The 24,877-nt window shown below is 71.0% G+C and carries 20 protein-coding genes; 7 read left to right on the plus strand and 13 right to left on the minus strand.

Going from position 1 to position 24,877, the window contains the following annotated elements; genetic code table 11:
- Positions 1-99: 99 nt before the first annotated feature.
- Complete coding sequence (locus JKG67_RS12405) at positions 100-924, plus strand: ParB/RepB/Spo0J family partition protein (protein WP_307816544.1); 825 nt, start codon at positions 100-102, stop codon at positions 922-924.
- Positions 925-987: 63 nt separating this feature from the next.
- Positions 988-1,917: a hypothetical protein gene (locus JKG67_RS12410; RefSeq protein ID WP_203337640.1), complete on the plus strand. Its 930-nt coding sequence runs from the start codon at positions 988-990 to the stop codon at positions 1,915-1,917.
- A 178-nt stretch (positions 1,918-2,095) separates the two neighbouring features.
- Here JKG67_RS12410 and JKG67_RS12415 read toward each other — a convergent pair whose 3' ends face one another.
- Genes JKG67_RS12415 through JKG67_RS12425 form a run of 3 tightly spaced genes read right to left on the minus strand, consistent with a single transcriptional unit; the run spans position 2,096 to position 5,204 of the window.
- Positions 2,096-2,884 (minus strand): lysophospholipid acyltransferase family protein, encoded by a 789-nt coding sequence (locus tag JKG67_RS12415; RefSeq protein ID WP_203337641.1) that lies wholly within the window; start codon positions 2,882-2,884, stop codon positions 2,096-2,098.
- An 18-nt stretch (positions 2,885-2,902) separates the two neighbouring features.
- Positions 2,903-3,853 carry a D-alanine--D-alanine ligase family protein gene (locus JKG67_RS12420; protein WP_372442083.1) on the minus strand — a complete coding sequence of 317 codons (951 nt, stop codon included), beginning with the start codon at positions 3,851-3,853 and terminating at the stop codon, positions 2,903-2,905.
- A gap of 4 nt (positions 3,854-3,857) precedes the next feature.
- Entirely contained in the window at positions 3,858-5,204 is a 1,347-nt protein-coding gene (locus JKG67_RS12425) for an aminotransferase-like domain-containing protein (RefSeq protein WP_203337643.1), read from the minus strand.
- A gap of 72 nt (positions 5,205-5,276) precedes the next feature.
- Here JKG67_RS12425 and JKG67_RS12430 point away from each other — a divergent pair, with 72 nt between their 5' ends.
- Positions 5,277-5,909: a GNAT family N-acetyltransferase gene (locus JKG67_RS12430; RefSeq protein ID WP_203337644.1), complete on the plus strand. Its 633-nt coding sequence runs from the start codon at positions 5,277-5,279 to the stop codon at positions 5,907-5,909.
- A 30-nt stretch (positions 5,910-5,939) separates the two neighbouring features.
- Here the strand turns inward: JKG67_RS12430 and trxA are convergent, their stop codons facing one another.
- From trxA to JKG67_RS12465, 7 genes are all read right to left on the minus strand, one after another.
- Complete coding sequence (gene trxA, locus JKG67_RS12435; protein ID WP_203337645.1) at positions 5,940-6,263, minus strand: thioredoxin; 324 nt, start codon at positions 6,261-6,263, stop codon at positions 5,940-5,942.
- Between the two features lie 86 nt (positions 6,264-6,349).
- Positions 6,350-7,366, minus strand: a complete 1,017-nt coding sequence (gene trxB, locus JKG67_RS12440) for a thioredoxin-disulfide reductase (RefSeq protein WP_203337646.1) — start codon at positions 7,364-7,366, stop codon at positions 6,350-6,352.
- Between the two features lie 81 nt (positions 7,367-7,447).
- Positions 7,448-8,203, minus strand: coding sequence for a hypothetical protein (locus tag JKG67_RS12445; RefSeq protein ID WP_203337647.1), 756 nt, complete (start codon positions 8,201-8,203; stop codon positions 7,448-7,450).
- A 12-nt stretch (positions 8,204-8,215) separates the two neighbouring features.
- Positions 8,216-8,812, minus strand: a complete 597-nt coding sequence (sigM, locus tag JKG67_RS12450; protein ID WP_203337648.1) for an RNA polymerase sigma factor SigM — start codon at positions 8,810-8,812, stop codon at positions 8,216-8,218.
- A complete protein-coding gene (locus JKG67_RS12455; RefSeq protein ID WP_203337649.1) occupies positions 8,809-10,671 on the minus strand; it encodes a protein kinase family protein in 1,863 nt (620 codons plus the stop codon). Before JKG67_RS12455 ends, sigM begins: the two co-directional genes overlap by 4 nt.
- A 48-nt stretch (positions 10,672-10,719) precedes the next feature.
- The gene (murJ, locus tag JKG67_RS12460) at positions 10,720-12,444 is read right to left on the minus strand and encodes a murein biosynthesis integral membrane protein MurJ (RefSeq protein WP_307816545.1); all 1,725 of its coding nucleotides are present in this window, start codon (positions 12,442-12,444) and stop codon (positions 10,720-10,722) included.
- Positions 12,441-14,450: a DUF6049 family protein gene (locus tag JKG67_RS12465; protein WP_203337650.1), complete on the minus strand. Its 2,010-nt coding sequence runs from the start codon at positions 14,448-14,450 to the stop codon at positions 12,441-12,443. The genes murJ and JKG67_RS12465 overlap by 4 nt, the downstream gene beginning before the upstream one ends.
- A 274-nt stretch (positions 14,451-14,724) precedes the next feature.
- On the opposite strand from JKG67_RS12465, the gene JKG67_RS12470 reads away from it, so the two are divergent.
- From JKG67_RS12470 to JKG67_RS12485, 4 genes are all read left to right on the plus strand, one after another.
- Positions 14,725-17,661: a helix-turn-helix transcriptional regulator gene (locus JKG67_RS12470; protein WP_203337651.1), complete on the plus strand. Its 2,937-nt coding sequence runs from the start codon at positions 14,725-14,727 to the stop codon at positions 17,659-17,661.
- Positions 17,662-17,672: 11 nt separating this feature from the next.
- Positions 17,673-19,118 carry a CCA tRNA nucleotidyltransferase gene (locus tag JKG67_RS12475; protein ID WP_203337652.1) on the plus strand — a complete coding sequence of 482 codons (1,446 nt, stop codon included), beginning with the start codon at positions 17,673-17,675 and terminating at the stop codon, positions 19,116-19,118.
- Between the two features lie 102 nt (positions 19,119-19,220).
- On the plus strand, positions 19,221-19,685 hold the full coding sequence (locus JKG67_RS12480; RefSeq protein WP_203337653.1) for an SRPBCC family protein: 465 nt from the start codon (positions 19,221-19,223) through the stop codon (positions 19,683-19,685).
- 220 nt (positions 19,686-19,905) lie between these two features.
- Entirely contained in the window at positions 19,906-21,417 is a 1,512-nt protein-coding gene (locus tag JKG67_RS12485) for an Ig-like domain-containing protein (protein WP_203337654.1), read from the plus strand.
- A 56-nt stretch (positions 21,418-21,473) separates the two neighbouring features.
- Here the strand turns inward: JKG67_RS12485 and JKG67_RS12490 are convergent, their stop codons facing one another.
- The 3 genes from JKG67_RS12490 to JKG67_RS12500 form a co-directional block, all read right to left on the minus strand.
- Positions 21,474-22,967: an SDR family NAD(P)-dependent oxidoreductase gene (locus JKG67_RS12490; protein WP_203337655.1), complete on the minus strand. Its 1,494-nt coding sequence runs from the start codon at positions 22,965-22,967 to the stop codon at positions 21,474-21,476.
- Positions 22,968-23,101: 134 nt separating this feature from the next.
- On the minus strand, positions 23,102-24,187 hold the full coding sequence (locus JKG67_RS12495) for an inositol-3-phosphate synthase (RefSeq protein ID WP_203337656.1): 1,086 nt from the start codon (positions 24,185-24,187) through the stop codon (positions 23,102-23,104).
- A gap of 11 nt (positions 24,188-24,198) precedes the next feature.
- Positions 24,199-24,813, minus strand: coding sequence for a PadR family transcriptional regulator (locus JKG67_RS12500; RefSeq protein WP_203337657.1), 615 nt, complete (start codon positions 24,811-24,813; stop codon positions 24,199-24,201).
- Positions 24,814-24,877: the final 64 nt, after the last annotated feature.

Here is a 24,877-nt window from a genome sequence, read left to right on the forward strand (position 1 = left end):
CCCGACTTCGAACCGGGTGGCCCCATCGAACCGAGTGGCCCCACTGAATCGAATGCACCCCTCGGAGCGAATGGCGGCCCAGCGGTCTCCGTCGACCCGGTGACCCCTCCCCCCGCCGGAGGCGCCTTCTTCATCGAGCTCCCCGTCGGTGCGATCCGGCCCAACCCGCGTCAGCCCCGCCAGGTCTTCGAAGAGGAGGCGATGGCGGAGCTGGTGCACTCGATCTCGGAGGTCGGGCTGCTGCAACCGGTCGTGGTGCGCCCGGTCGGCGACGACTACGAACTGGTGATGGGTGAGCGGCGCTGGCGGGCCACCCAGGCCGCCGGCCTGACGATGATCCCGGCGATCGTCCGGCCCACCGACGACGACGACCTGCTGCGCGACGCGCTGCTGGAGAACCTGCACCGATCCCAGCTGAACCCGCTCGAAGAAGCCGCGGCGTACGGGCAGCTGCTGGAGGACTTCGGCTGCACCCACGAGGAGCTGGCCCAGCGGATCGGCCGCTCCCGGCCACAGATCAGCAACACGCTGCGGCTGCTCAAGCTCTCCCCCGCCGTCCAGCGCCGGGTGGCCGCCGGCGTCCTGTCCGCCGGCCACGCCCGATCGCTGCTGGCGATCGAGGACGGAGACCTGCAGGACCGGCTGGCCCAGCGGGTGGTGGCCGAGGGGATCAGCGTCCGTGGTCTCGAGGAGATCGTTGCGGTCGGTGAGCACCGCGGCAGCGGCGGGCAGCGTGGCCCCCGGAACCGGCCCAAGGCGCCGGGGCTCGACGACCTCGCCGAGCGGCTGTCGCACCGGTTGGAGACCAGGGTCAAGGTGGACCTGGGCAAGTCCAAGGGGAAGATCACGGTGGAGTTCGCCTCCCTCGACGACCTGCGCCGGATCGTCGACATCATGGATCCCCAGACGACGCCGGAGCACTGACCACGACTTATCCATAAAGCGATAAGTAACTTTGTCGACAAAGAGCCTCGCGGGGGGTGACGGATGCACCAGGAACAGCACCTGGCACGGCAACTGTCCCCGTTCGCCGCTGCCCTGGCGGCCGCTATCCGAGCCTCCGGCAGCACCCTCGACCGGCTCAGCAGGAAGCTGGCCGCCCACGGCCACACGGTCAGCGTCACCACGCTGAGCAACTGGCAGCGGGGGGTGGCCCACCCGCGCAGGATCGCCTCGCTGCTCGCCCTGGCCGACCTTGAGCTGCTGTTGGCCCTCGGACCCGGTGAGTTGAGCTCCCTGGTCGAGCACCACCGCCGGGGTCCGGTGGCCGAGGACGACCTCGACCGGCCGCTGGTGCCGGACCATCCCGCGCTGCAGCGACTCCGGGCCCGCGTCGGTGCGGACCGGATCGGCGGCTTCGACATCCTCGGGCTGCACGAGCACCATCGGATCGGCTCCGACCGAACCCCGGTCGGCCACCACAGCCGAATGGTCATCCGGGCGACCCGCCCCGGCGTGGACAGCCACCACTTCTTCTATCTCCCGCGCAGCGGACTCGACGGAGGTGGCCACCGGGCGGTGGTCACCGCCGGACAGGGATGCAGCGTCGGCGAAACCTGGCAGGAACCCCCCGACCTGGCCTGTGCCGAACTCAGGTTCCCCAAAGTGCTGGGCCCGGACGAGACGCACCTGTTCGACTACTCGGTGGCGTTGGCCTACGACGACCCCCCGGTGCCCGAGTTCCGCCGCGGACTACGCAAGCCGGCCCAGCAGATGGTGCTCCAGGTGACCTTCGACCCGGACTGCACCCCGCACCGAGTGCTCGCCAGCCACTGGGAGGCTCCGGACGCGCCCCCGACCGACCTGAGCACCCTCAGCATCGACGACGAGGGCAGCGCGCACCACGTGCTGCTGAACCCCGGGGTCGGCATCCACGGACTGCGCTGGGAATGGAACGGAACAACGGGAAAACCTTGACGCTGGCTCTCCCCGAGAACGCTGTGCCGTACGCCGGATCCACGCCATGATGGGGCGAGGCCGATCCGGGGGGACCGGCCGCCGGGCCGACGCCGACACGGCGCCAGCCGGCAACGCAGGTTGACGGGGGCTTGTTCGGCGCCCACCCGACCCGGGTGGGCACCGAACAAGCGTCGCGCTACTTCTTCTTGCCACCCTTCGTGTTGCCGGCCCTCTTCGCCGCCTTGCGGGCGGCCCGCTGACGCAGCTCCTCCGCGTCCAGCTCCAACGCCTGCTCCGGCGTCGGCGCCGAACCGCCGTACGCCGCCGGCAGCCACCAGGCACCCGGAGGCTTCTCGTCCTCGGGGTACTCGGCGATGCACCGGTCCAGGAGTGCCTCCATCGCGGACTTCAACGCGGCGGTGTCGGCGGCGGGATCCTCGCCGGTGGGATAGAGCGGCTCGCCCGTCTTGATCAGGATGGTCTTGCGCCGGGAGAAGTCCCGGGGGTGGTCCTTGGTCTGGATCCGGTGCGCCCCGAAGTGGACCATCGGGATCAACGGCACCCCCGCGTCGGCGGCGATCCGAGCCGCCCCGGACTTGAGCTCCTTGATCATGAAGCTGCGCGAGATGGTGGCCTCGGGGTAGATGCCGACCAGCTCACCCCGCCGGCACGCCTCGGCGGCCGCACGCAACGACCCAGCCCCAGCGGCCCGGTCGACACTGATGTGCTTGAACGACCGCATCAGCAGACCGCCGACCGGGTGGTCGAACACCTCACGCTTGGCCATGAACCGGGTGTAGCGACCCTGGGTCTCCGGCGGGTAGCCGGCCATCACGAAATCCAGGTGGGAGCTGTGGTTGCAGGCGAGCACCGCACCGCCCGACCGCGGAATGTGCTCGTTGCCCTCCATCCGCACGTCGATGCCCCAGAGGCGGAACCAACTCTTCGCGGCAGCGATGACGACGGGATAGGTGAGGTCAGGCACCGGCGCTCCTTTGCTGGATCAGGGCCGCGACACGGCCGCTGTGATCAGAGACCCTACGAGTTCTCCCAGGTCGAGTCCATCCGCAGCCACCGACAGCGGCACGGTCGAGGTCTCGGTGAAGCCCGGCGCCACGTTCACCTCGAGGAACCAGACCCGGCCCTCATCGTCGACGATCAGATCGGAACGCGACAGGTGTCGCAGGCCGAGCGCGGTGTGTGCGGCGACCGCCACGTCCGCGCAGGCGGTCAGCACGTCGGCCGGAAGGTCGGCCGGCACCCGGAACTCGGTGGAGCCGGCCGTGTAGCGGGCCGTGTAGTCGTAGACGCCCCCATCGGGACGGATCGAGACCACCGGCAACGCCCGCGGGCCGTCCCCGGTGTCGAAGACCGGCACGGCGACCTCGTGGCCGACCACGAACTGCTCCAGCAACGCCACGTCCCCGTAGGCGAAGGCGGCCACCATCGCCGCCGGCAGGTGCGCCGCGTCCCGGACCACCGTGCAGCCCAGTGCGGACCCGCTCCTGGCCGGCTTCACCATCAGCGGCAGGCCGAGCCGAGCGACCAGCAGCTCCATCACCGCCGCGGCGCCCAACTCCCGGAAGGTCTCGTGCGGCAGGCACACCGAAGCCGGGGTGAGCAGTCCGGCGCGCTCCACCACCGCCTTGGCCACCGGCTTGTCGAAGGCGGTCCGGCAGGCGGCCGGCACCGAGCCGACATAGGGCAGGTCGAGCAGCTCCAGCACCTCACGAACGGCGCCGTCCTCACCGGTCTCCCCGTGCAGCATCGGCACCACGCAGATCGGTCGATCCGCCCCCAGCACGGCGAGCAGCGACGCGTCCACGTCGCGCTCCTCCACGGCGTACCCGGCCGAGCGGAGCGCTTCGGCGACCCGTCGCCCGGATCGCAGCGACACGTCCCGCTCGTGTGACAGACCGCCGGCGAGCACCAGCACCCGTCCCTCCATGGTCATCTCCTCAGGTCAGATCACTGCTGGGTGCGTCATAGCCGCTGCGTGGAGCCTCCAGCGACCCGGGAAGGGCGCCGAACGTCTCCCGCAACTCCATCTCCTGCTCGAGCACCCCGGCCAGTCGGCGCACCCCTTCCCGGATCCGCTCCGGGGTGGGGTAGCAGAACGACAGGCGCATCGAGCTCGAGCCGAAGCCGTCGGCGAAGAAGGCGGTGCCCGGCACGTAGGCGACCCGGGCGGTGACCGCGCGAGGCAGCATCGCCTTCGCGTCGATCCCAGGTGGCAGCGTCAGCCACACGTAGAAGCCGCCGGAGGGCACGTTCCACTGGCAGGCGGCCGGCATCAGGTCATCCAGGGCCTGCACCATCGCATCCCGGCGGGCGCGGTACATCTCCTGGAACTGCTTGACCTGCCCCTGCCAGTCGTGGCGGGACAGGTAGGCGGAGATGGCCATCTGGCTGAACTGCGGCGGGCACAGCGTCGCCGACTCCTGAGCCAGCACCAGCTTCTCCCGCACCGCGTGCGGCGCCAACGCCCACCCGACCCGGAAGCCGGGGGCGAACGTCTTCGAGAACGAGCCGAGGTAGATGACGCCCTCGGCCTCGTCGGCGCGCAGCGCCCGGACCGGCTCGGCGTCGAACCCGAGCAGCCCGTAGGGGTTGTCCTCCAGCACCAGGATGTCGTGGCGGCGGCAGATGTCCAGGATCTGCGGGCGGCGCTCAGCGCTGAGCGTGACACCGGCCGGGTTGTGGAAGTTCGGGATCGTGTACAGGAACTTGATGGTGCGCCCGGACGCCTTGGTGGCCACGATGGCCTGCTCCAGCGCCTCGGGCACCAGGCCGTCGGCGTCCATCGCGGCGTGCACCACGTCGCACTCGTAGGCCTTGAAGACGCCCAGGGCGCCGACGTACGACGGGGCCTCGCAGATCACCACGTCGCCGGGATCGCAGAAGATCCGGGTGACCAGGTCGACCGCCTGCTGGGAGCCGACCGTCACCACCACGTCGTCGGGGTGCGCATCGATGCCCTCCAGCCGCATCACGCCGCAGATCTGCTCGCGCAACGCCGGCATCCCCTGGCCCGAGCCGTACTGCAGCGCGGTGGCGCCGTCGTGGGCGATCAGGTCGCTGATCGCGCTGCCGACCACGTCCAGGGGCAGCCCGGTGATGTTCGGCATGCCGCCGGCCAGGGAGACCACCTCGGGACGCGACGCCACCGAGAAGAGGGCGCGGATCTCCGACGCGGTCATGCCCTGCGTGCGCGCGGCATACCGGTCGACGTAGGAGTCGAGTCGGGTGCTGGCCTCGGCGGGCACCGGGTGGGTGCCCGAGGCGCGTGGGGTGTTTTCGGTCATCGCACCGCCTAGCATGGCTGATGAGGGCCGATCCCGACCACTCGGGCCGCGAAGCGGACATCAGGAGCGAGGATGCGGGCGCAGACACATCGGCTGACCGCCGACACCGTGGAGTTGCTGCCGGCTGCCTGCCGCACCTGCCTGGTCTGGGAGTTGGACCCGGTACGACGCGCCCGCTGCGGCGACCACGGCGCCGAGAAGGCGCACTGGGTCTCGGAGGTGCTGCGTGAGTGGGGTTCGTGTGGCCGGCTGGTGATGATGGACGACACAGTGATCGGCTACGCGATCTGGGCGCCCGCGTCGTACCTGCCCGGAATGGCGTCCTTCCCGACGGCGCCGGCCTCGGCGGATGCGGTGGTGCTGGCCGGGATGCGGGTGGAGCCGGAGTGGACCGGACACGGGATCGGTCGAGTGCTGATCCAGCAGATGGCCGGCGATCTGGTGCGCCGCCAGCACCGGGCGGTGGAGACCTTCGCCGACCATGACGGCCGCACCGGTCACTGCGTGCTGCCGCTGGGGTTCCTGACCGCGGTGGGGTTCCGCACCCAGCGTGACCATCCGACCCGACCGCGGATGCGGATGGACCTGAGGACCACGGTGGCCTGGCGCGACGAGGTGGAGCACGCCCTGGAGCGACTGCTCGCCGGTCTGCGGCCCGCTCCGGCAACGGAAAGGGCCGCCGCGCCTGATGCGCGACGGCCCTGACCGAGGGCGTCAGCCGGTGACGGCTGGGCCTCAGATGTACTCGGCGAGCTCCTTGAGCATCGCGGACTTGGGCTTGGCGCCCACGATCGTCTTGACCAGCTCGCCGCCGGAGTAGACGTTGATGGTGGGGATCGAGGTGATCCGGTAGGACGCGGGGGTCACCGGGTTCTCGTCGACGTTCATCTTGACGAAGGTGACCTTGTCACCGTGCTCCCCGGCGATCTCGTCGAGGATCGGGGCCACCTGGCGGCACGGACCGCACCATTCGGCCCAGAAGTCCACGAGGACCGGCTTGTCGGACTTGAGCACCGTCGCCTCGAAGTCGGCGTCGGACACGGCAGCGAGGTTCGCCACGGTGATTCCTTCCTGTGCGGTGGATGGGGTGCAACACCGGTTCAAACACCGGGTGGATCGTCAAGATTCCCGGGTCCCCGGGTGGATCAGGCCGGCGGTGCGGCGGCGCCGACCGGCTGGGTGGCTGCCTGCGTGGCCGACTGGGCGTCCGGCTGGGTGGCCGCCAGATGGTCGAGGTCGGCCAGGTAGCGCTCGGCGTCCAGGGCGGCGGCGCAGCCGGTCCCGGCGGCGGTGATCGCCTGCCGGTAGGTGTGGTCGACCAGGTCGCCGGCGGCGAAGACGCCGGGCAGGTTGGTGGCCGTCGACGGCTGCTTGACCAGCACGTAGCCCTCGTCGTCGAGGTCGACCTGGCCGGTCAACAGCTCCGAGCGGGGGTCGTGGCCGACGGCGATGAAGAGGCCGGTGACGGCCAGGTCGCGCCGCTCCCCGGTCACGGTGTCCTTCAGGGTCACCGACTCGAGCTTGTCGGCACCGTTGATGGCGTCGACCTCGGCGTTCCAGACCAGCTCCAGCTTCGGGTCCGCGAAGGCGCGCTCGGCCATGATCTTGGAGGCCCGGAGCTCGTCGCGCCGGTGGATCAGATAGACCTTCGAGGCGAACCGGGTCAAGAAGGTGGCCTCCTCGACGGCCGAGTCCCCGCCACCGACCACGGCGATCACCTGGTCGCGGAAGAAGAAGCCGTCGCAGGTGGCGCACCAGGAGACACCGTGCCCGGAGAGCTCGTCCTCGCCGGCGATACCCAGCTTGCGGTAGCCCGATCCCATCGCCAGGATCACCGACCGGGCGGTGTAGGTGTCGGTCTCGGTCCGGACCACCTTGACGTCGCCGGTCAGGTCGACCTCGATCACGTCGTCGGCGACCAGTTCGGCGCCGAAGCGCTCCGCCTGGGCGCGCATCTCGTCCATCAGGTCGGGGCCCTGGATCCCGTCGCGGAACCCGGGGAAGTTCTCCACCTCGGTGGTGGTCATCAACGCGCCACCGGCGGAGACCGAGCCGGTGAAGACCAGCGGCTCCAGGCTGGCCCGAGCGGCGTACACCGCAGCGGTGTAGCCGGAGGGTCCGGAGCCGATGATGATGACGTTGCGGTCGGCCGTGTGGCCCATGGAGCGCTCCTCGAACGAAAGGCGTGGCGTTGGCACAACCGATCGTAGGTCAGCGGCATTCCCGGGGTCGCCGGTGTCCGCTCAGGGGGCGGGCAGCACCGTGCTCAGCACCGGCTCCGGCTCCCCGCAGACGATCAGGTTGACCACCTGCCCACCGTCGGTGGGCGGCAGGTACCACAACCAGCCGGGGGTGCCGTACCAACTGACGGGCACCGAGTCGCCGCGGGCGGCGGCCCGCATCTGGTCCGCGCAGGCCTTCAGTGCGTCCGCGGACATCCGCCCTTCTCTGAGGGTGCGCTGACCGGCGTCGCTGCCTGGGATCGCGGTGTGATCCTCATCGGCTTCGGGCTGGTCGGCGTACCCCTCGTCGAAGGGCGAACCTCCCAAACCCAGCGCCTGGCCGGACGAGAGGTTCACGATCTGACCGCGCAGGCGGGCGGCGTCCTCGGCGAAGGACTCCTCGGTGATCACCCAGGCGGCCTGGTAGTACTGCGGCGAGGCCGGCTCCGTGGCCCCGTCGTCGGCCTCCTCGGCGACATCGCGCTCCGCCGCCGGTGCCTCGGCGGCCGTGGTCAGCCCGTCACCTCCGGAGAGGGAGCCCCACTGGGATCCGATCCCGACCCCGGCCACCACCACCGCGGCGGCGGCGACCAGTCCGGTCATCGCGGTACGCCGGCGGCGCCGGGCGCGCAACTCGGTGACGGTGGCCACCGGCTCGGCGCCGAGGCCCGTCAGGGTCTCCTGCATCCTGGCCAGCACCTCCGCCGGCATCGGCTCGGTATGCCGGGCCTGCGCGAGGGCGCGACGCACCAGCTCTTCGTCGGGCGTTTCGGTCACGGCATTCACCTCCTAGGAGTCGGACGTGCCGGTCGGGTGACGGGTTCCGTCCTGGAGCAGCCCATTCTCTGTGAGCCACGTCGCCAGTCTGGCCCGACCACGGGCACACCGTGACTTCACCGTGCCCTCCGCACAGTCGAGCATCTGCGCGGCCTCGGCGATCGGATGGCCCTCCATGTCGACCAGCACCAGGGCCGCCCGCTGCTCGGCGGGGAGCTGTCGCAGTCCGGCCAGCACCGCGGCCCGCCGCTCGTTGCGGATGGCCAGGTCCGCGGGGTCGGGCACCGCCGCGGTGCCGGGCTCCCACCGATCCAGGTCGTCGGGCAGCGGCTCAGCGGCGCGCACCTTGCCGGCGCGGATCCGGTCCAGGCAGGCGTTGACGACGACGCGATGCAGCCAGGTGGTCACCGCGGACTCGCCGCGGAACGAGCCCGCCCGGCGGTAGGCGGCGATCAGGCCGTCCTGAAGGCCGTCGGCGGCGTCGTCGGGGTTGCCCATCGTCCGCAGCGCGACCGCCCAGAGCCGGTCCCGGTGCCGGGCGAAGAGCTCACCGAAGGCGTCGTGGTCACCGGCGACGTGCGCAGCCAACAGCTCCGCATCGTCCCTCACGGATGCACCACCACGTCGGCGATCTCGGCACGGAAGCCCCCGTCCACGCTGGGCAGGGACGTCAGCCAGATCAGCAGGTAGCGCCCCTCGACCCGGTCCTCGAAGGTCACCGTGTGCTCGACCCCGGCTGCGGTCTCCTCCGCGACCAGCGTCAGGTCGTCGAGGTCGGCCGGCTCCTGGTCGCCGACATGGATCTCGAACTCGGTGGGGCTGCCCCGGAAGAGCACGTCCACCGACCCGATCAGCCGGGACTCGCCGAGATCGAGGACCAGACCCAGGCCGGACTTGAGGCCACCGGGGCCGAAGTTCTGGAAGTACACCTTGGTCCGCCAGGCGGTCTCCGGGTCCCCGTCGATGGCCAGGCCGACCAGGTCCCGGTTCTCCTCCGGCGGAGTGCCCTGGGGATCGAGGTCGATGATCCCGGCCACCTCGAACGCCTCGGCCGGGACCGGGCCGCCGTTCCCGTTGCCGTTGCCCGGCTCCTCCGGGTCGGTGCGCGACGAACCCAACCCCAACTGGTAGGCGAAGGCCAGCGCCACCACCAGCGCCACGACGGCGGCGATCAGCATCGCCAGCCGCAGCCAGGACCGGCCGGGCACGGGGTCCTGCTCCCCGGTGCGGACGCCGGGCAGGGAGCCGCCGCCGGTGCTGTCGAACGGCCAGTACTCGGCGGGCGCCGGTGAGCCGGGGACAGGCACCGGGGCTGCCGAGGACACCGGCAACCGACTGCCGGGGGGTGAGTCGGGTGCGAACAGCGGGCGCTCCGGGAGGTCGTCGAACGGCGGCGGCGGTGGTGGCCGGTCATCGCGCGGGGAGAGCCAACTGACGTCCTCGGAGGCGTCGTCGAAGATCGGTAGCCCGGCCTGGGTGGGCATCTCGGAGTGCTCCGCGGCCGGCCCTGAGTGTGCAGCGGTGTCGGGGTCCGAGTCGTCGGGGTCCGCGGCGTCGTCGGGGTCCACCGAGCCCTCCGGCACCGTGCCCGGTGGGTGCTCGACCGGGTCCTCGAGCGCCGGCGCCGCAGCCACCTGCTCGGCGTGCTCGGCGGGGGCCCGGCCGTGCGGCCGGGTGGCCTCCTGGGCGGCCATCACCGCCGGGTCGCCGACGAAGTCCCGCAGCGAGGCGGTGAGCCCACGCGCAGTCTTCAGATCGTGTCCGTCCCGGACGTGCGCCCCCACCTCGGCCGGGTTCAGCACCCGGTCGCACAGGGAGTCGAGCGCCCGCGGGATGCCGGCACGCACCCGGCGCGGCCGCAGCACCCGGCCCGCGTCATCGGGAGCGGCGGGTACGACGGACCTGCTCACGCCCGCCCACTTGCCGGTGAGCGCGGCGTACACCAGCGCGCCCAGGTCGACGACGTCGGCGGACTCACGCCCATCGGGGAGACCGTGCAGCGCGGCGTCGACGGCGAAGCCGATGATCCGCACCGCGCCCGACAGGTCGACCAGCACGTTCTCCGGCACCAGGCGGCCGTGGGTGACGCCGGCGGCGTGCGCGGCGGTGATGGCGATGCCCACCTCCGAACAGATCCAGGCGGCGCGTTTGGGCTCCAGCGGCCCCTCGATGCTGAGCAGGTTGTCCAACGAGATCCCGGACCCCCACTCGTTCACCACATAGCAGAGGCCGTCGCCCTCGTCGGCGTCCAGCACCCGCAGCAGATGCCGGTCGGTGACGGTGGCCGATCGCCGTGCGGCGGCCAGCAGTCGGTCGGCCCGGGGGTCCTCGGACGGGATCACGTGCACGGCGACGTGCCGGGCCAGGATCTGATCGTGGGCTCGCCAGAACTGGCCGCCACGGCTCTCGCTCAGTAGGTCTGCGAGCCGGTACCGGCCGGCGAGCACGTCGCCCGCTGAAGTCGGCATCCTCACCCCCTGACCTTCGCAGTCATCGTAGTTCGCCTGACGCCCGCGTCACTCGGGCACGCCGGAGCCGCGATCGGATCGTGACCTTCGCCGCCCGGGCAGCCGACGGGTGACCAGAGCACCGATCTCGCTCACCTCGCGGATCCGGGCGATCCGGGCCAGCAGCAGGTACGCGATGCCGGCCACCATGGTCGTGGTGACGAGCACCAGCAGCGATGCCGGTTTGCCGGCGGCGATCGCCGCGTCGGGCAGGTGGGTGTCGATGAGGCTGTCCAGACCGCGGGCGGCCATCCAGCCCACCGCCACCGCGAGCACCGCGACCGGGACCAGGCGGACCAGGAAGAGCAGCAACCGGCCGGTCTCGAGGCCGCCGACCAGCCGCCGGAGCACCAGGTAGGAGACACAGGCCCCGATCAGATAGGCGCCACCCCAGGCCACCGCCAGCGCCGGCGCGGTGCCGGCAATCGAGGCGCGCGGCACCAGGATCAGCGCCAGGGACACGTTGGCGGTGGCGATCACGCACTGCACCCAGAACGCGGTCCGGTTGCGCTCCAGGGCGAAGAAGCCGCGCAGCATCATGTAGTGCACGGTGAACAGCACCAGCGCCGGACCGAACAACCCCAGGGTCGGCGCATAGTTGCTGGCGGTGAGGCTGGCCGCGCCGTACCCCCAGACGATCTCGGCGATGTCGTAGGCCAGCAACGGCAGCAGCACCCCGGCCGGGACGATGAACGCCAGCGCGGTGCGCAGCGTCCCCGACAGGGTGCGGCGTACGCCGTCCATCTCGCCGCCGGCGGCGCTGGCCGACAGCCGCGGCAGGATCGCGGTCGCCAACGAGACGGTGACCACGGCATGGGGGGCCATCATCAGCAGGTAGGCGCCGGCGTAGACGGTGTAGCCGGTGGCGGAGTCGCCGCCGTCGGCGAAGTCGACCAGGGTTCCGGACGAGGCCAACCGGACCACCACGGTGTAGGCGATCTGGTTGACGATCACGAAGCCGAGCGTCCATGCGCCCAGCCGCAGGGTGTGGCCCAGCCCGGTGTCGCGGAAGTCGAAACGCGGCCGGTAGCTGAACCCGGCCGCCTTGAGGTAGGGCAACAGGATCAGGAACTGGACCGCGATCCCGAACGTCGATCCCAGACCCAGCAGCAGCTCCTGGCTGGGTTCGTAGCCGCCGCGCAACTGGTCACCGCGGGCCGGGCCGAAGACGAACAGATAGACCAGCAGCACCGCGATCGAGACGGCGTTGTTGGCGATCGGCGCCCACATCATCGGGCCGAACCGGCGCCGGGAGTTGAGGATCTGACCGACCAGCACGAACATCCCGTAGAAGAAGACCTGCGGCAGGCAGTAGCGGGCGAAGTTGATCACCGACTGCCGTTGCTCGTCGTACTCCGCGGTGTAGAACTGCGGGTCCAGGTAGAGGCGCATCACCCAGGGGGCGCAGACGACCAGGAGCACCGACACCGCCACCAGGAAGAGCGCCGCCAGGGTGATCACCCGGTTGGTGTAGGCCTCACCGCCGTCGGGGTCGTTCTGCATCGCCCGGACCAACTGCGGCACCAGCACCGCGTTGAAGATGCCGCCGGCCAGCAGGATGTAGATCATGTTGGGCACGGTGTTGGCGATGGTGAACACGTCGGCGTGCAGCAGGTTGCCCAGGGCGGCTGCCAGCAGGATGTTGCGCAGGTAGCCGGAGATGCGGGAGAAGACGGTGCCGGTGGCCATCAGTGCGCTGCTGGACAGCACCGCCGACCGCTCCTCGGAGCTCACGGGACCCTCCGCCGTCGGCGACGGATGCGGAGCACGACGGCGACCACGAAGAAGATCGCGCCGGCGGCGATCACCACCCAGATCACCTGACTCACCTGGCCGGCCTGCACCGGCAGTCGGGCGCTGTCGCCCAACTCCCGGCCGTTCTCGTCGGTGAGCACGAACTCCACGTTGTGGACACCGATGATCGGGGATCGCACCGACACCAGCACGGTGCTCTGGGCGCCCGGCCCGATGACGATCGAGTCGCCGGTGCTGACTTCGAGCGGAGCCTCGGCGCGCGCCTCCAGCCGCACCGTGACCGTCTGATCCAGCCCGTTGGCGACGGTGACCGGGATCCGGCCGGTCTCGCTGGTCAGGGTGCCGTAGCTGGGCGCGTCCACGGTGACCAGCCCCAGACGCTGCTGCACCTGATCGCCGGCTCGACGCAGCATGTCCAGCGAGACCTCGGGGGCGGCGGTGTAGGACAGCGTGGTCATCGCCTCGGCCAGGATCACCTCGGCGAGCTCGTCGTCCTCGGTGAGCACCGACTGCAGCACCTCGGCCGCTTCGGTGAGTTCGACGAACGCTGCCACGTGTTCGGCGCGCAGGGCGGAGGTGGCGTCAAGGACCAGTGACGTCGTGGGGATCGCGGTGGCCTCGTCGTCGTTGACCCGTGTCAGGCTCACCCAGTCCAGCCAGTCGTGCCGCAGGCCGGCGAAGAACTGTCGCGGTCGGTCGCTGCCCGACCAGGTCTCCGGCAGCACCACGACCAGCGGCTGGGGCGTCTCGTCGGCGAGCCGGAGCGCCGCTTCGGCGAGCAGTCGCTGTCGCAGGCCGACCATGTCGGTCGCATCGCCGGGTCCCGGCCCCCCGGCGGCCGCGCCGGACGAGGCCACCGTCGCTTCCCGGCCGGCCACCCGGACCCGGGTCGGGACGGGTCCTTCGACGTCGAGCTGGTCGTCGGTGGTGAGCACCGGGGCCCCGGACAGGGCGGTGAGCAGCACCCGGTCGAGAGCCTGGGGCGCCAACACCGGGAGGCTGGGCACTCCGTAGTGCTGCATCGTCGCGTCACCGAGGAGCAGCGCCGCTTCGACCAGGCGCGCGTCGTACTGCACCGCGGCGGCCAGGTCGAGGTTGCCGTAGGGCAGCGCCAGGACGTCGTGGTCGCCGAACGCCGCCACCAGTGCGTCGAGGTGCGCCAGGTCGGGTTCGGGTTCCGGTGCGGGCTCGGCCTGCGGGTCCTCCTCGACGACAGCTGGCCAGCGGTCCGGGTTGCCGGCACCGATCCGGGCCAGGGCGTCGAGCAGGGCCGGGTCGACGAGGAAGCTCAGCCGGCCGGGGCTGTGGGTGGCCAACCCCTCGATCCGTGCCACGTCCACCTGGGCGGTGAGCTCCTCGGGGTCGGCCACCGCTCCGTCGGAGGTGTAACGCACCGGCGGTCTGAGGGGCACCACCAGGCTGGCCTCGACGCGATCAGCCGCGTCGGCCGGCACCGCCGGCAGGAACGTGCGGGCCCGGCCCACGGCGACGGTGGCGCGACCGTCCTGGTTCGCCCCGAGCGCGTGCACGCCGAGCCAGTAGACGCCTGGACCGGCCTGGTTACCGACGGGCAGCGCGTCCCGGTCCACGCGGAGGGTGAACTCGACACTCGCCCCCGGGGCCAGCAGCTCCACCGAGGCGAAGTTGCCGATCGAGGTGATCCGGTCGCCCACGGGTTGCCGGGGATCGGACAACGCGGCCTCGGCCAACTCCACCCTGTCGGTGATCGGGGCCGCCGACAGCACCGGATGAAGGTTGATCTCCCGCCAGGTGTCGTCGCTGACGTTGCGCAGGATGCCGGTGATCCGCAGCCGCCCCTGGTCGGGCAGTACCGCGGGGTTGACGTTGGTCAGCTCGATGAGGAGCGGGTCGCCGGGAACGTCGAGTTCGGTGCTGCTCAGGCTCGCCGCGGTGGGGGTGCCGATCAGGGTCAACAGTGCGACCGTCGCTGCCGCCAGGAGGGCGGCTGCGGGCGATCGGGACACGGAGTGGACTCTATCGTTGGCGGCCAGCGACGACGGCCGCACGTGGCCGTGGGTCGTCGGATCTGCGTGGAGCCGCTCGTGCCGCCCACCGCAACCCCCCGTCTTTCGGGTCACGGGCGGCGGCTCGAGCTCGGCGTATGTCCCCCACTCTGGGACTAAGGTCCCTCTCGCCGCATCGGTCAATCGACCTATTTCGCTGCCTGTCCTGCCTCAGGGCTGCCAGAATGGGGCTCCGGGAGCCTGACGGGTTGCCGGAGGGGGTGAGGCGGTGAGAGTGACCCCGGAGACCCTGGTGGGTCGCAGCCGGGAGCGTTCTTGGCTCGACGCTGCCCTCACCCGGACCGTGGCCGGCTCCCCGACCGTGCGGATCGTGGCCGGCGAAGCAGGGATCGGCAAGACCCGACTGGTCCGCTCGGTGCTCGAGGCGCGGGCCAACGAACTCCTGGTGCTGGCCGGCGGCTGTGTCGAGGCCGGCCAACACGGTCTGCCCTATGCCCCGGTCACCTCGTTGTTGCGGACGCTCGGCCGCACCGAACTCGGCGCGACGTTGCTGGCCGAGCTGAACCAGCGTTCACCCGGGCTGCTGCCGCTCGTCGACAGCGGATCCGGCGCCGTGGACACCACCACCGGGCTGGACCAGGTCCGCCTGTTCGATGCCCTGACCCGGCTCCTGGACGAGCTGAGTCGGAGCCGACCGACGGTGCTGGTGGTGGAGGACCTGCACTGGGCCGACCGGTCGACGCTCTCCTTCCTCTCCTTCCTGTGCCGCAACCTCGTCGCCGGCAGGTTCGCGCTGATCCTGACCGTGCGCACCGAGGAGTTGAGGTTCGGACACCCGGTCCGGCAGGCGTTGGTCGAGATGGCCAACCTGCCCGACGTCGATCGGGTCGACCTGGAGCCGTTCGACGCCGCGGTGATGGGTGAGCTGCTGGGCCGGATCTCCGGGGCGGCGCTGCCCTTGAGCACGGTCCGGGAGATCACCGACCGCAGTGGCGGCAACCCGTTCCTGGCCGAGCAGCTGCTGGCCGTCAGCGCCGAGGAGGCGTTCGCCGGACGGCGCGGCCGCAGCCGACTGCCCGCCCCTCTCGATGACCTGCTGCGCCGCCCGTTGCACTCGCTCAGCGCCGAGGCGCTCCGGCTGGTGCAGGCCGCGGCGCTGGCCGGCCGGCCGGTCGAGCACGAGCTGTTGATGCAGGTGGTCGGCTTCGACGAGGGCACCGGCCTGACCGCGACGAGGGAGCTGCTCGAGCTGCGTCTGCTCGAGGTCAACGACGACAGCCGCTACACCTTCCGGCACGCGCTGTTGGCGGACAAGATCGCCGCCGACCTGCTGGCGGTGGAGCGCCAGCAGATCCACCGCCGGTACGCCGAGCTGCTCACCGGTCACACGGCACCGGCCGTGGTCACCCGGCACCGGTTGGGTGCCGGCGACCTGGCCGGGGCGTTCCGGGCCAGCCACGAGGCTGCCCTCGACGCCCACGACAAGGCGGCCCGCGGCGACGAGCTGGCCCACTGGGAGCGGGTGCTGGAGCTGTGGCCGCATGCTGACCCGGAGGATCGGCAGGCGGTGGGGGGACTCTCCCGGGTCGCCAGGCAGGCGGCGACTGCCGCCGCCGAGGCGGGCGCGATCACCTCGGCGATCGACCTGGCCCGACGCGCCCTGGCCACCGCGGAGACCGCTGACGAGCGCGCCCGAGCCCGCCTCGTACTGGCGCCGCTGTTGACCCCGCTGGTCTCCGGCTCCTTCGACGAGGTGGAGGTGGCGCTGGCCGCGGTGGGGGACGCGGAGGAGGTCGGTGACCCCGAACTGCTGACCGAGGCGCGGTTCGTGCTGGCCCGCGGCTACTACCAGGCGGGTCGTTTCGCCCGGGCCGAGGAGTTGGCGGCCGAGGTGGCCGAGCAGGCGACCGGAGCGATCGCAGTAGGCGCGGCGACCACCGCCTGGCTGGCGCATCAGTCCCAGCTGACCCGGCCCCAGGAACGGAACGCACCCGGCCAACTCAAGGAGCAGGAACTGGTCGACGCGGCCCTCGGCTGCGGCGACGCGGAGACGTCGCTGTGGGTGCTCACCCACCTGGCCGACTGGTGGTGGCCGATCGACCTGCTGCAGGCGGAGGAACGCGGCGCGCTGGCCTACGAGTACGCCACCTCCCACGGTCTGCGCAGCAGCATCCGCGGGATCTGGGCCCGTGAGACGTTGACCCTGTGCCGGTTGCTGAACGGCAACTGGGACGCGGTGGAGCACCTCTCCCGCACCGACCCGCTGCCGCACAACGACCTGACCGCGGCCACCATCGCGCTGGAGGCCCAGGTCGAGATCCACCGCGGCCGGCTGGAGCACGGGCGACGCAAGCTCGGTCTGGCGCGCACCCTCTCCGGGGATGCGCTCGGCCACGGCTACGTGGCGATGGCCGAGCTCAGCCTGCACCTGGCCGAGGGCGACCCCGCTGCGGCGGTGGCGGCGTGTGTGGCCCGACTCGACCGCCTCCCCCCCGACACCGGGTACGACGACATCGAGGCGTCCCTGGTCGCCCGGGCGGTCGGGGCACTGGCCGAGGCCCGCGAGCACGAGGCCCGCGAGCACGGGGCCCGCGAGCACGGGGCCCAGGAGCACGGGGTCGACCCCCACCACGCGGCGGAACTGTTGCGGGTGGCGGACCGGATCCAACAGCGCGCCGCGGACCGGCCACGCAGGCACACCTCCAGCCCGTTGACGCTGCTGCTGGCTCAGCGCAGCCGGCTTGACGAACCGAGCGTGGAGCTGTGGCAGGCAGCCGTCGACCACCGGGCCCAGCGGCCCCACGACCAGGCGGCCTGCCGGATCCACCTGGCCGAGGCGATGCTGGCCGCCGGCGACACGGCCGGAGCAGTGACCCAGGCCAGGCTCGCCCTCGACACCGCGGACCGGCTCGGGGCCGCCGCGCTCAAGGAGCGCGTGCTGCGGCTGGCCGACAGTGCCCGGCTGCCGGTGGTCGAGGCGACACAGGACCCAGATCCCGCCGCCCTGCGGTGGGGACTCACCGGCCGGGAGGTCGAGGTGCTGGCACTGCTCGCCGAAGGAGCCACCAACCGGGCGATCGGAGACAAGCTGTTCATCAGCGCCAAGACGGTCAGCGTGCACGTCTCCAAGATCCTCGCCAAGCTGGACGCAGCCAACCGGGGAGAGGCCGCCGCCATCGCCCGCCGGAACGGATTGCTCCGGGGCGACTAGAGTTCTCGGTCGTGCCCGAGAACCCGCCACTGCGCATCGCCGACGTGCAGGCCGCCGTCGACGCCGAACTGCAGCGCATCGGGCCGGTGATCGACGAGCTGGGTGACCGGTTCGCCGCCGCCGGAGAGACGCTGGCGCTGGTCGGCGGTCCGGTCCGCGACGCGATGCTCGGCCGCAGCTCCCAGGATCTGGACTTCACCACCTCGGCGCCGCCGGAGGTCACCGAGCGGCTGCTGCGGGGCTGGGCCGACGCGCTCTGGGACATCGGTCGTGAGTTCGGCACCATCGGCGCCCAGGTCGGCGGCTGGCAGGTGGAGATCACCACCTACCGGGCCGAGAAGTACGACCGGGACTCGCGCAAGCCCGATGTCAGCTACGGCGACTCCCTCAACGGCGACCTGGTGCGCCGGGACTTCACCGTCAACGCGATGGCGATCACCCTTCCCGACCGCACCGTGGTGGATCCGCACGGAGGCGTGGTCGACCTGGCGACCCAGGTGTTGCGCACCCCGGGGACCCCGGAGGACTCCTTCTCCGACGACCCGCTGCGGATGATGCGCGCGGCCCGGTTCGTGGCCCAGCTGGGCTTCACCCCGGCCCCGGAGGTGGTCGAGGCGATGACCGCGATGGCGTCGCGGATCGAGATCATCTCCGCCGAACGCGTCCGGGACGAGCTCGTCAAGCTGATCTGCGCGCCGCGGCCCCGCGCCGGGCTCGCCCTGCTCGTGGAGACCGGGCTCGCGGCGTACGTGCTTCCCGAGCTGCCCGCGCTGAAGCTGGAGCGCGACGAGCACCACCGGCACAAGGACGTCTACGAGCACACGCTGACGGTGCTGGAGCAGGCGATCGACCTGGAGGACCGGCTGCCGCAGAGTCCCGACTTCGTCTCCCGGTTCGCGGCCCTGATGCACGACGTGGGCAAGCCGAAGACGCGCCGCTTCCAGCCGGACGGGTCGGTGACGTTCCACCACCACGACGTGGTCGGCGCGAAGATCACCCGGAAGCGGATGAAGGCGCTGCGGTTCTCGGGGGACGAGATCGACGCCGTCTCCACCCTCGTCGAACTGCACCTGAGGTTCCACGGCTACGGCACCGGGGAGTGGACCGACTCGGCGGTGCGTCGCTATGTCCGCGACGCCGGCGACCAGCTCGACCGTCTGCATGTGCTGACCCGGGCCGACTGCACCACCCGGAACAAGCGGAAGGCGGACCGGCTGCGCCGCACCTACGACGACCTCGAGCACCGGATCGCGGTGCTCTCGGAGGCCGAGGAGCTGGCCTCGATCCGCCCGGACCTGGACGGCAACCAGATCATGGCCGTCCTGGGCATCGGCCCCGGCCGCGAGGTCGGCGAGGCCTACAAGTTCCTGCTGGAGCTGCGGATGGATCGCGGCCCGCTCGACGAGGCGGAGGCGACGGCGGCGCTGCGGCAATGGTGGCAGGAAGGTTCGCGGTGAGCGTGGGATTTACCCGCGACATGTGATCTCGATTACCTGTTGGTAGCGAAGGCACGTCCCGTGACTAGGGTGACGGGCGTACCCCATTCCTGAGGAGACCGCATGCCGCTCACCGACGTTGCCCCGATCGAAGCCACCATCGACATCGACGCGCCCCCCAGCGTGGTCTGGGCGCTGGTCGGCGACCTGCGCAACATGAAGCGCTGGAGCCCGCAAAACCGCGGCACCCTGGTGCTCGGCGGGAAGACCGAGGTGGGGGCCACCTTCTTCAACCTCAACCGTCGTGGGCCGCTGTTCTGGCCGACCCGCGGCAAGGTCGTCGAGGTGGAGCCGGAGCGCCGGCTGGCCTTCCGGATCTCCGAGAACTGGACCGTGTGGTCCTTCGAGCTGGAGGCCACTGAGACCGGCACCAGGGTGACCCAGCGGCGAGAGGCGCCCCAGGGCATCTCGGACCTCTCGGTCGGCCTGACCAAGTCCGTGCTCGGCGGCATCGGCCAGTTCACCGACGAGTTGGCGCAAGGCATGGCGAAGACCCTGGCCGGCATCAAGGCGGACGCGGAGAAGTGACCCCGAACTGACCGTGGCACCCGCAGAGGGGCTGCTCCCACCAGGTGGGGGCAGCCCCTTCGGCTTTCCCATCTGCCTGTCCAGGGCCCTGTGGATAACTCGCGAGACGGTCTGCGGATCCTTCGTAGGGTGAGTGCGCGGCGACGTTCTGCGTCGCCGGACCGAATCTCGGGCGGTCGGTTCTCGGATCGATCGCGTGCACTGATCCCTAGGGGAAGACATGAAGACACGCGTTCCAGCGGCCCTCGCGGCCGTGATGCTCACCTGCACTCTCACCACCGCCATCGGCAGCGCGCCGACTCAGGCGGCTTCGCCGGAGTCGGGCTTCCAGATCGCCGCGAACGGCCAGGCCAACGGCGGCTGGATCGGTGCCCGCCGCGTCCGCGGCCAGACGGCGTACCGGATCCAGCCCGGCAAGCAGGCCACCAGCGGCCGCTACCGGCCCTTCGTCCGTCGCGGCAGCGCCGACGCGGTGCCGGTGCGCTCCGACCGGGCGCTGCGGCGTACCGCCTGGATCCTGTCCCGCTACGGCGGGCGTCGCCACGACGTCCAGGCGGCGGCGGTGGACGCTGCGGTGCTGCACCTGACCCGGGGGAGGTCGTGGCGGATCGGCAAGCGGGACGGGCGCGCCAGGATCCGGCAGACGCCGTACCCGCGCCAGGTCGGCGACTGGGCGCGGCAGATGCTGCGCGAATCACAGCAGTACGCCGGGCCGTACCGGCTCACCCTCGACGTGGGCCGCGCCGAGGCCGGCTCGGGGAGCCGGTCCAGGGTGCAACTGCTGTCGGCTCGCGATGCCGCGATCGAAGGCATCACGGTCCGGTTCCGCTACGACGGCGTGGTGCGGACGGCCGTGACCAACCGGCACGGCATCGCCGCGGTCACCTTCACCGCCAAGGCCGGCGCCCATTCGGTCACCGCCCGGGCGCTCGGCCTCCCGGAGGTCGCGCTGCACGTCGCGAAGCCGCGCCGCCGCGGGTCGATGGTGGCTGCCGCCGGGCGGACCCGGACCATGTCGGCCTCGGCGCCGCTGGTCGCGGCCGGCGCCCAGCAGGTGCGGATCACCCCACCGACCACGGCGCTGCTGGCCGGGCGGGACCTCGGCCACCGGTACACGATCTCCGGGGCGATCGGCAGCCAGCAGGTCCGGCAGCGGGTGCACGGCCCCTTCACCACCTCGGGCGAGGCCAGTTGCGCGACCAGCTCCAGCCAGAGCACGAGCACGACCAGGACCGGGGACGGGACCTGGGCGTTCTCCGCCTACGCCACCCCCCGGTCGGGTTGGTACCGGCGCCACCTCGTTGCCGCCGGGAACTCCTCGACCCATGCCGCCGACGTCTGCGGCCCGGCGGTGCGGGTGATGAAGCAGTCCGGGATCGGTCAGGCCCGTCGCGGTGACACCCGGGTCAAGGCTCCCGGCCAGGTCTTCGGGATCGACGTGACCCTGTCCGGCTTCGACCGCACCGAGACGCGCACCGTACGCGCCCATCTCTACGGACCGTTCGGCAGCCGGGAGGCGGCCCGGTACTACGACTGCGCCGGGGATCCCCATGCCAAACGGCGCAAGACGGTGCCCAAGTCGATGAGCGGCAACCAGAGCGCAGCCTTCACCACCACCATCGCCCGCAAGAACGCCGGCCACTACGTGTGGCGGGCGGTGAACCCCGACGGCGACCTGATCAAGGGGGCCTCGACCGGCTGCGGGGTGCACTTCCACGTGAAGGCGGAGTGAGCCTGGCGCCGGGTGAGCGCTGCTCCGGGTGAGCCTGGCCCCGAGAGGGCCGGGGCTCACCAGGGGGACGGTTCGTAGTCCTTCAGGAAGCAGCCGAACAGATCCTCGCCGGCCTCACCACGGACGATCGGGTCATAGACCCGGGCGGCGCCGTCGACCAGGTCGAGGGGGGCGTGCCAGCCCTCGGCGGCGATCCGCAGCTTCTCGTGGTGCGGGCGCTCGTCGGTGATCCAACCGGTGTCGACAGCGGTCATCAGGATCCGGTCGGTCTCGAACATCTCCCCCGCACTGGTCCGGGTCAGCATGTTCAGCGCCGCCTTGGCCATGTTGGTGTGCGGATGCCCGGCGCCCTTGTACCGACGCGAGAACTGCCCCTCCATCGCGCTCACGTTGACCACGTAGACGCGTCGGGCGCCACCGGCCACGGCGGCGCGCATCGCCGGCCGCAGCCGGGAGACCAGCAGGAACGGAGCGATCGAGTTGCAGAACTGCACCTCCAGCAACTCCAGCGGATCGACCTCGTCGACCACCTGGGTCCAGGAGTTGTTGGTCTGCATGTCGGGCAGCAGCCCACCCGCGTCGACCGCGGTGCCGGCCAGATGAGCCTCCAGCGACGCGCTCCCCGCCTTGAGGGCCAGCGCGGTCAGGGACGCTGCGTTGTGCGCCGCCACCGCATGCTCGACCGACTCGCCCTCGTGATGGGCGACCGCGTGGCGCTCCAACGCGCCGGCGATCGCGGCCGGGTGCGCCTCGGAGATCCGGTCGAAGGTGACCATCTCCGGCAGCGCCCGGCCATCGGGGAGCTCCGCCAGCGGGGCGCTCTCCCCCTCGATCAGGTGGCTGTACGCGCCAGGAGTACGACGCACCGTCTGGCAGGCGTTGTTGACCAGGATGTCCAGCGGGCCGTCCGCGGCCACGTCGTCGGTCAACGCGATCACCTGGGTGGGATCACGCAGGTCGATACCGACGACCTTGAGTCGGTGCAGCCAGTCGCCGGAGTCCTCCATCGCCGAGAACCGTCGTACCGCATCCCGGGGGAAGCGGGTGGTGATCGTCAGGTGCGCACCGTCGCGGAGCAGCCGCAGCGCGATGTACATGCCGATCTTGGCGCGGCCGCCGGTGAGCAGCGCCCGCTTCCCGGTCAGGTCGGTGCGTTGGTCCCGCTTGCCGTGGCTCATCGCCGCGCAGGAGGGGCAGAGCCAGTGGTAGAAGGCGTCGACGAGAGTGAAGTCCTCCTTGCAGATGTAGCAGCCGCGGGCGGTGATCAGCTCCCCGGCGAAGGCCCCCTGCGTGGTCGAGACCAGCGGGATCCCCGCGGTCTCGTCGTCGATCCGCATCCGTGACCCGGTCGCCGTCCGCTCGATGATCTCCTGGTCGTGGCGGAACCGTTCGGCCCGGATCTCGGCTCGCCGCGCCTTCTTGATCATCTTGTACATGAAGGAGGCCGCCCGCTTCACCGTGCGGATGTCCTCATGGTCAGGCGGCAGATGCGGCAGCTGGGCGAGCACCTCGAGCGTGGTGGCCAGCTTCTCCGGGTCGATCCGGTCCATCGATACTTCCTTTCGCGACGGGCATCGTCGCATGCGCCGGCCGGACCGGCAGAACAGATCAGCCGAGCTGGCACAGGGCGCCCTGGTGCGGCGTGGCCTGTGCCAACTCGGCTGTCAGCAAGTCGAGGTGAGGATCACTCCTCGCCGCGGATGAACGCCTCCACCCGGGCGCGGCCCTCGTCGTCGGGCAGCTGCACCGGCGGGGACTTCATCAGGTACGACGAGGCGGAGATGATCGGGCCACCGACGCCGCGGTCCTTGGCGATCTTCGCGGCGCGGATCGCGTCGATGATGATGCCCGCCGAGTTCGGGGAGTCCCAGACCTCGAGCTTGTACTCCATGTTCAGCGGGGCGTCGCCGAACGCGCGACCCTCGAGGCGGACGTAGGCCCACTTCCGGTCATCGAGCCAGGCCACGTAGTCCGACGGACCGATGTGCACGTTGCGGTCGTTGATCTTGCCGGCCAGCGGGCCGTTCAGGTTCGAGGTGACCGCCTGGGTCTTGGAGACCTTCTTGGACTCCAACCGCTCCCGCTCGAGCATGTTCTTGAAGTCCATGTTGCCGCCGACGTTGAGTTGGAAGGTGCGGTCCAGCACCACGCCGCGGTCCTCGAACAGCTTCGCCATCACCCGGTGGGTGATGGTGGCGCCGACCTGGGACTTGATGTCGTCACCGATGATCGGGACGCCGGCGTCCTCGAACTTCTTGGCCCACTCGGGGTCGGAGGCGATGAAGACGGGCAGCGCGTTGACGAAGGCGACGCCCGCGTCGATCGCGCACTGGGCGTAGAACTTGTCCGCCTGCTCCGAGCCCACCGGGAGGTAGGAGACCATCACGTCGACCTCGGCGTCCTTGAGGACCTGCACGACGTCGACCGCCTCGGCCGGCGACTCCTCGATGGTCTCGAGGTAGTACTTGCCGAGGCCGTCCAGGGTCGGGCCACGCTGCACGATCACGCCGGTCGGCGGGACGTCGCAGATCTTGATCGTGTTGTTCTCCGAGGCCTGGGTGGCGTCCGCGAGGTCGAAGCCGACCTTCTTGGCGTCCACGTCGAACGCGACCACGAACTCGACGTCGCTGACGTGGTACTCGCCGAACGCGACGTGCATCAGACCGGGCACGGTCGAGTCAGCCGAGGCATTCCGGTAGTACTCGACACCCTGGATCAGTGAGGTGGCGCAGTTGCCCACTCCCACGATTGCTACTCGTACCGAACCCATCTTCGGTCTCCTTAGTCTCGACTTGCGGTGCTGGGGGATTCTGTTGCGGTGCTGGCGGATTCTGGGGGTGGCGACTGCGTCGTCGCCGTGTTGCGCTCGGCCTGGATCAGGTCCGACAGCCAGCGGACCTCACGCTCCACCGACTCCACACCGTGGCGCTGGAGCTCCTCGGCGTACCGGTCGACCTCGGCCTGGGTGCGGACCAGTTCGGACTGGACCCGCTGCAACCGTTCCTGGAGGCGAGTACGACGTCCCTCGAGGACGCGCAGCCGGATCTCCATGTCGGTGCGGCTGAAGAAGGCGAACCGGATGTCGAAGTTGTCGTCCTCCCACGCGGCAGGACCCACCTCCGTCATCAGTCGGCCGAACTCCTCCCGGCCGCTGTCGGTCACTTCGTAGACGATCCGCTTCCGCCGCGAGACGGGAGCGGTGCCCGAGGGCGCCGTCTCGGTGATCAGTGCAGCCCGGAGCATCTTCTTCAAGGTGGGGTAGAGCGAGCCATAGGAGAGCACCCGGCTCCACCCGAGCATGAGGTTCAACCGCTTGCGCAACTCGTAGCCGTGCATGGGTGCCTCGTGCAGCAGTCCGAGGACTGCGAGCTCGATGGTTTCTCCACGACGTGCCACGTTGACCTATCGTAGCGATATATCCGTCTTTAGTGAACTTCCGGTGAAGCAGGGGCATCGGCAC

Source organism: Nocardioides limicola (genome assembly GCF_016827675.1).
GTDB classification, from domain to species: domain Bacteria; phylum Actinomycetota; class Actinomycetes; order Propionibacteriales; family Nocardioidaceae; genus Nocardioides; species Nocardioides limicola.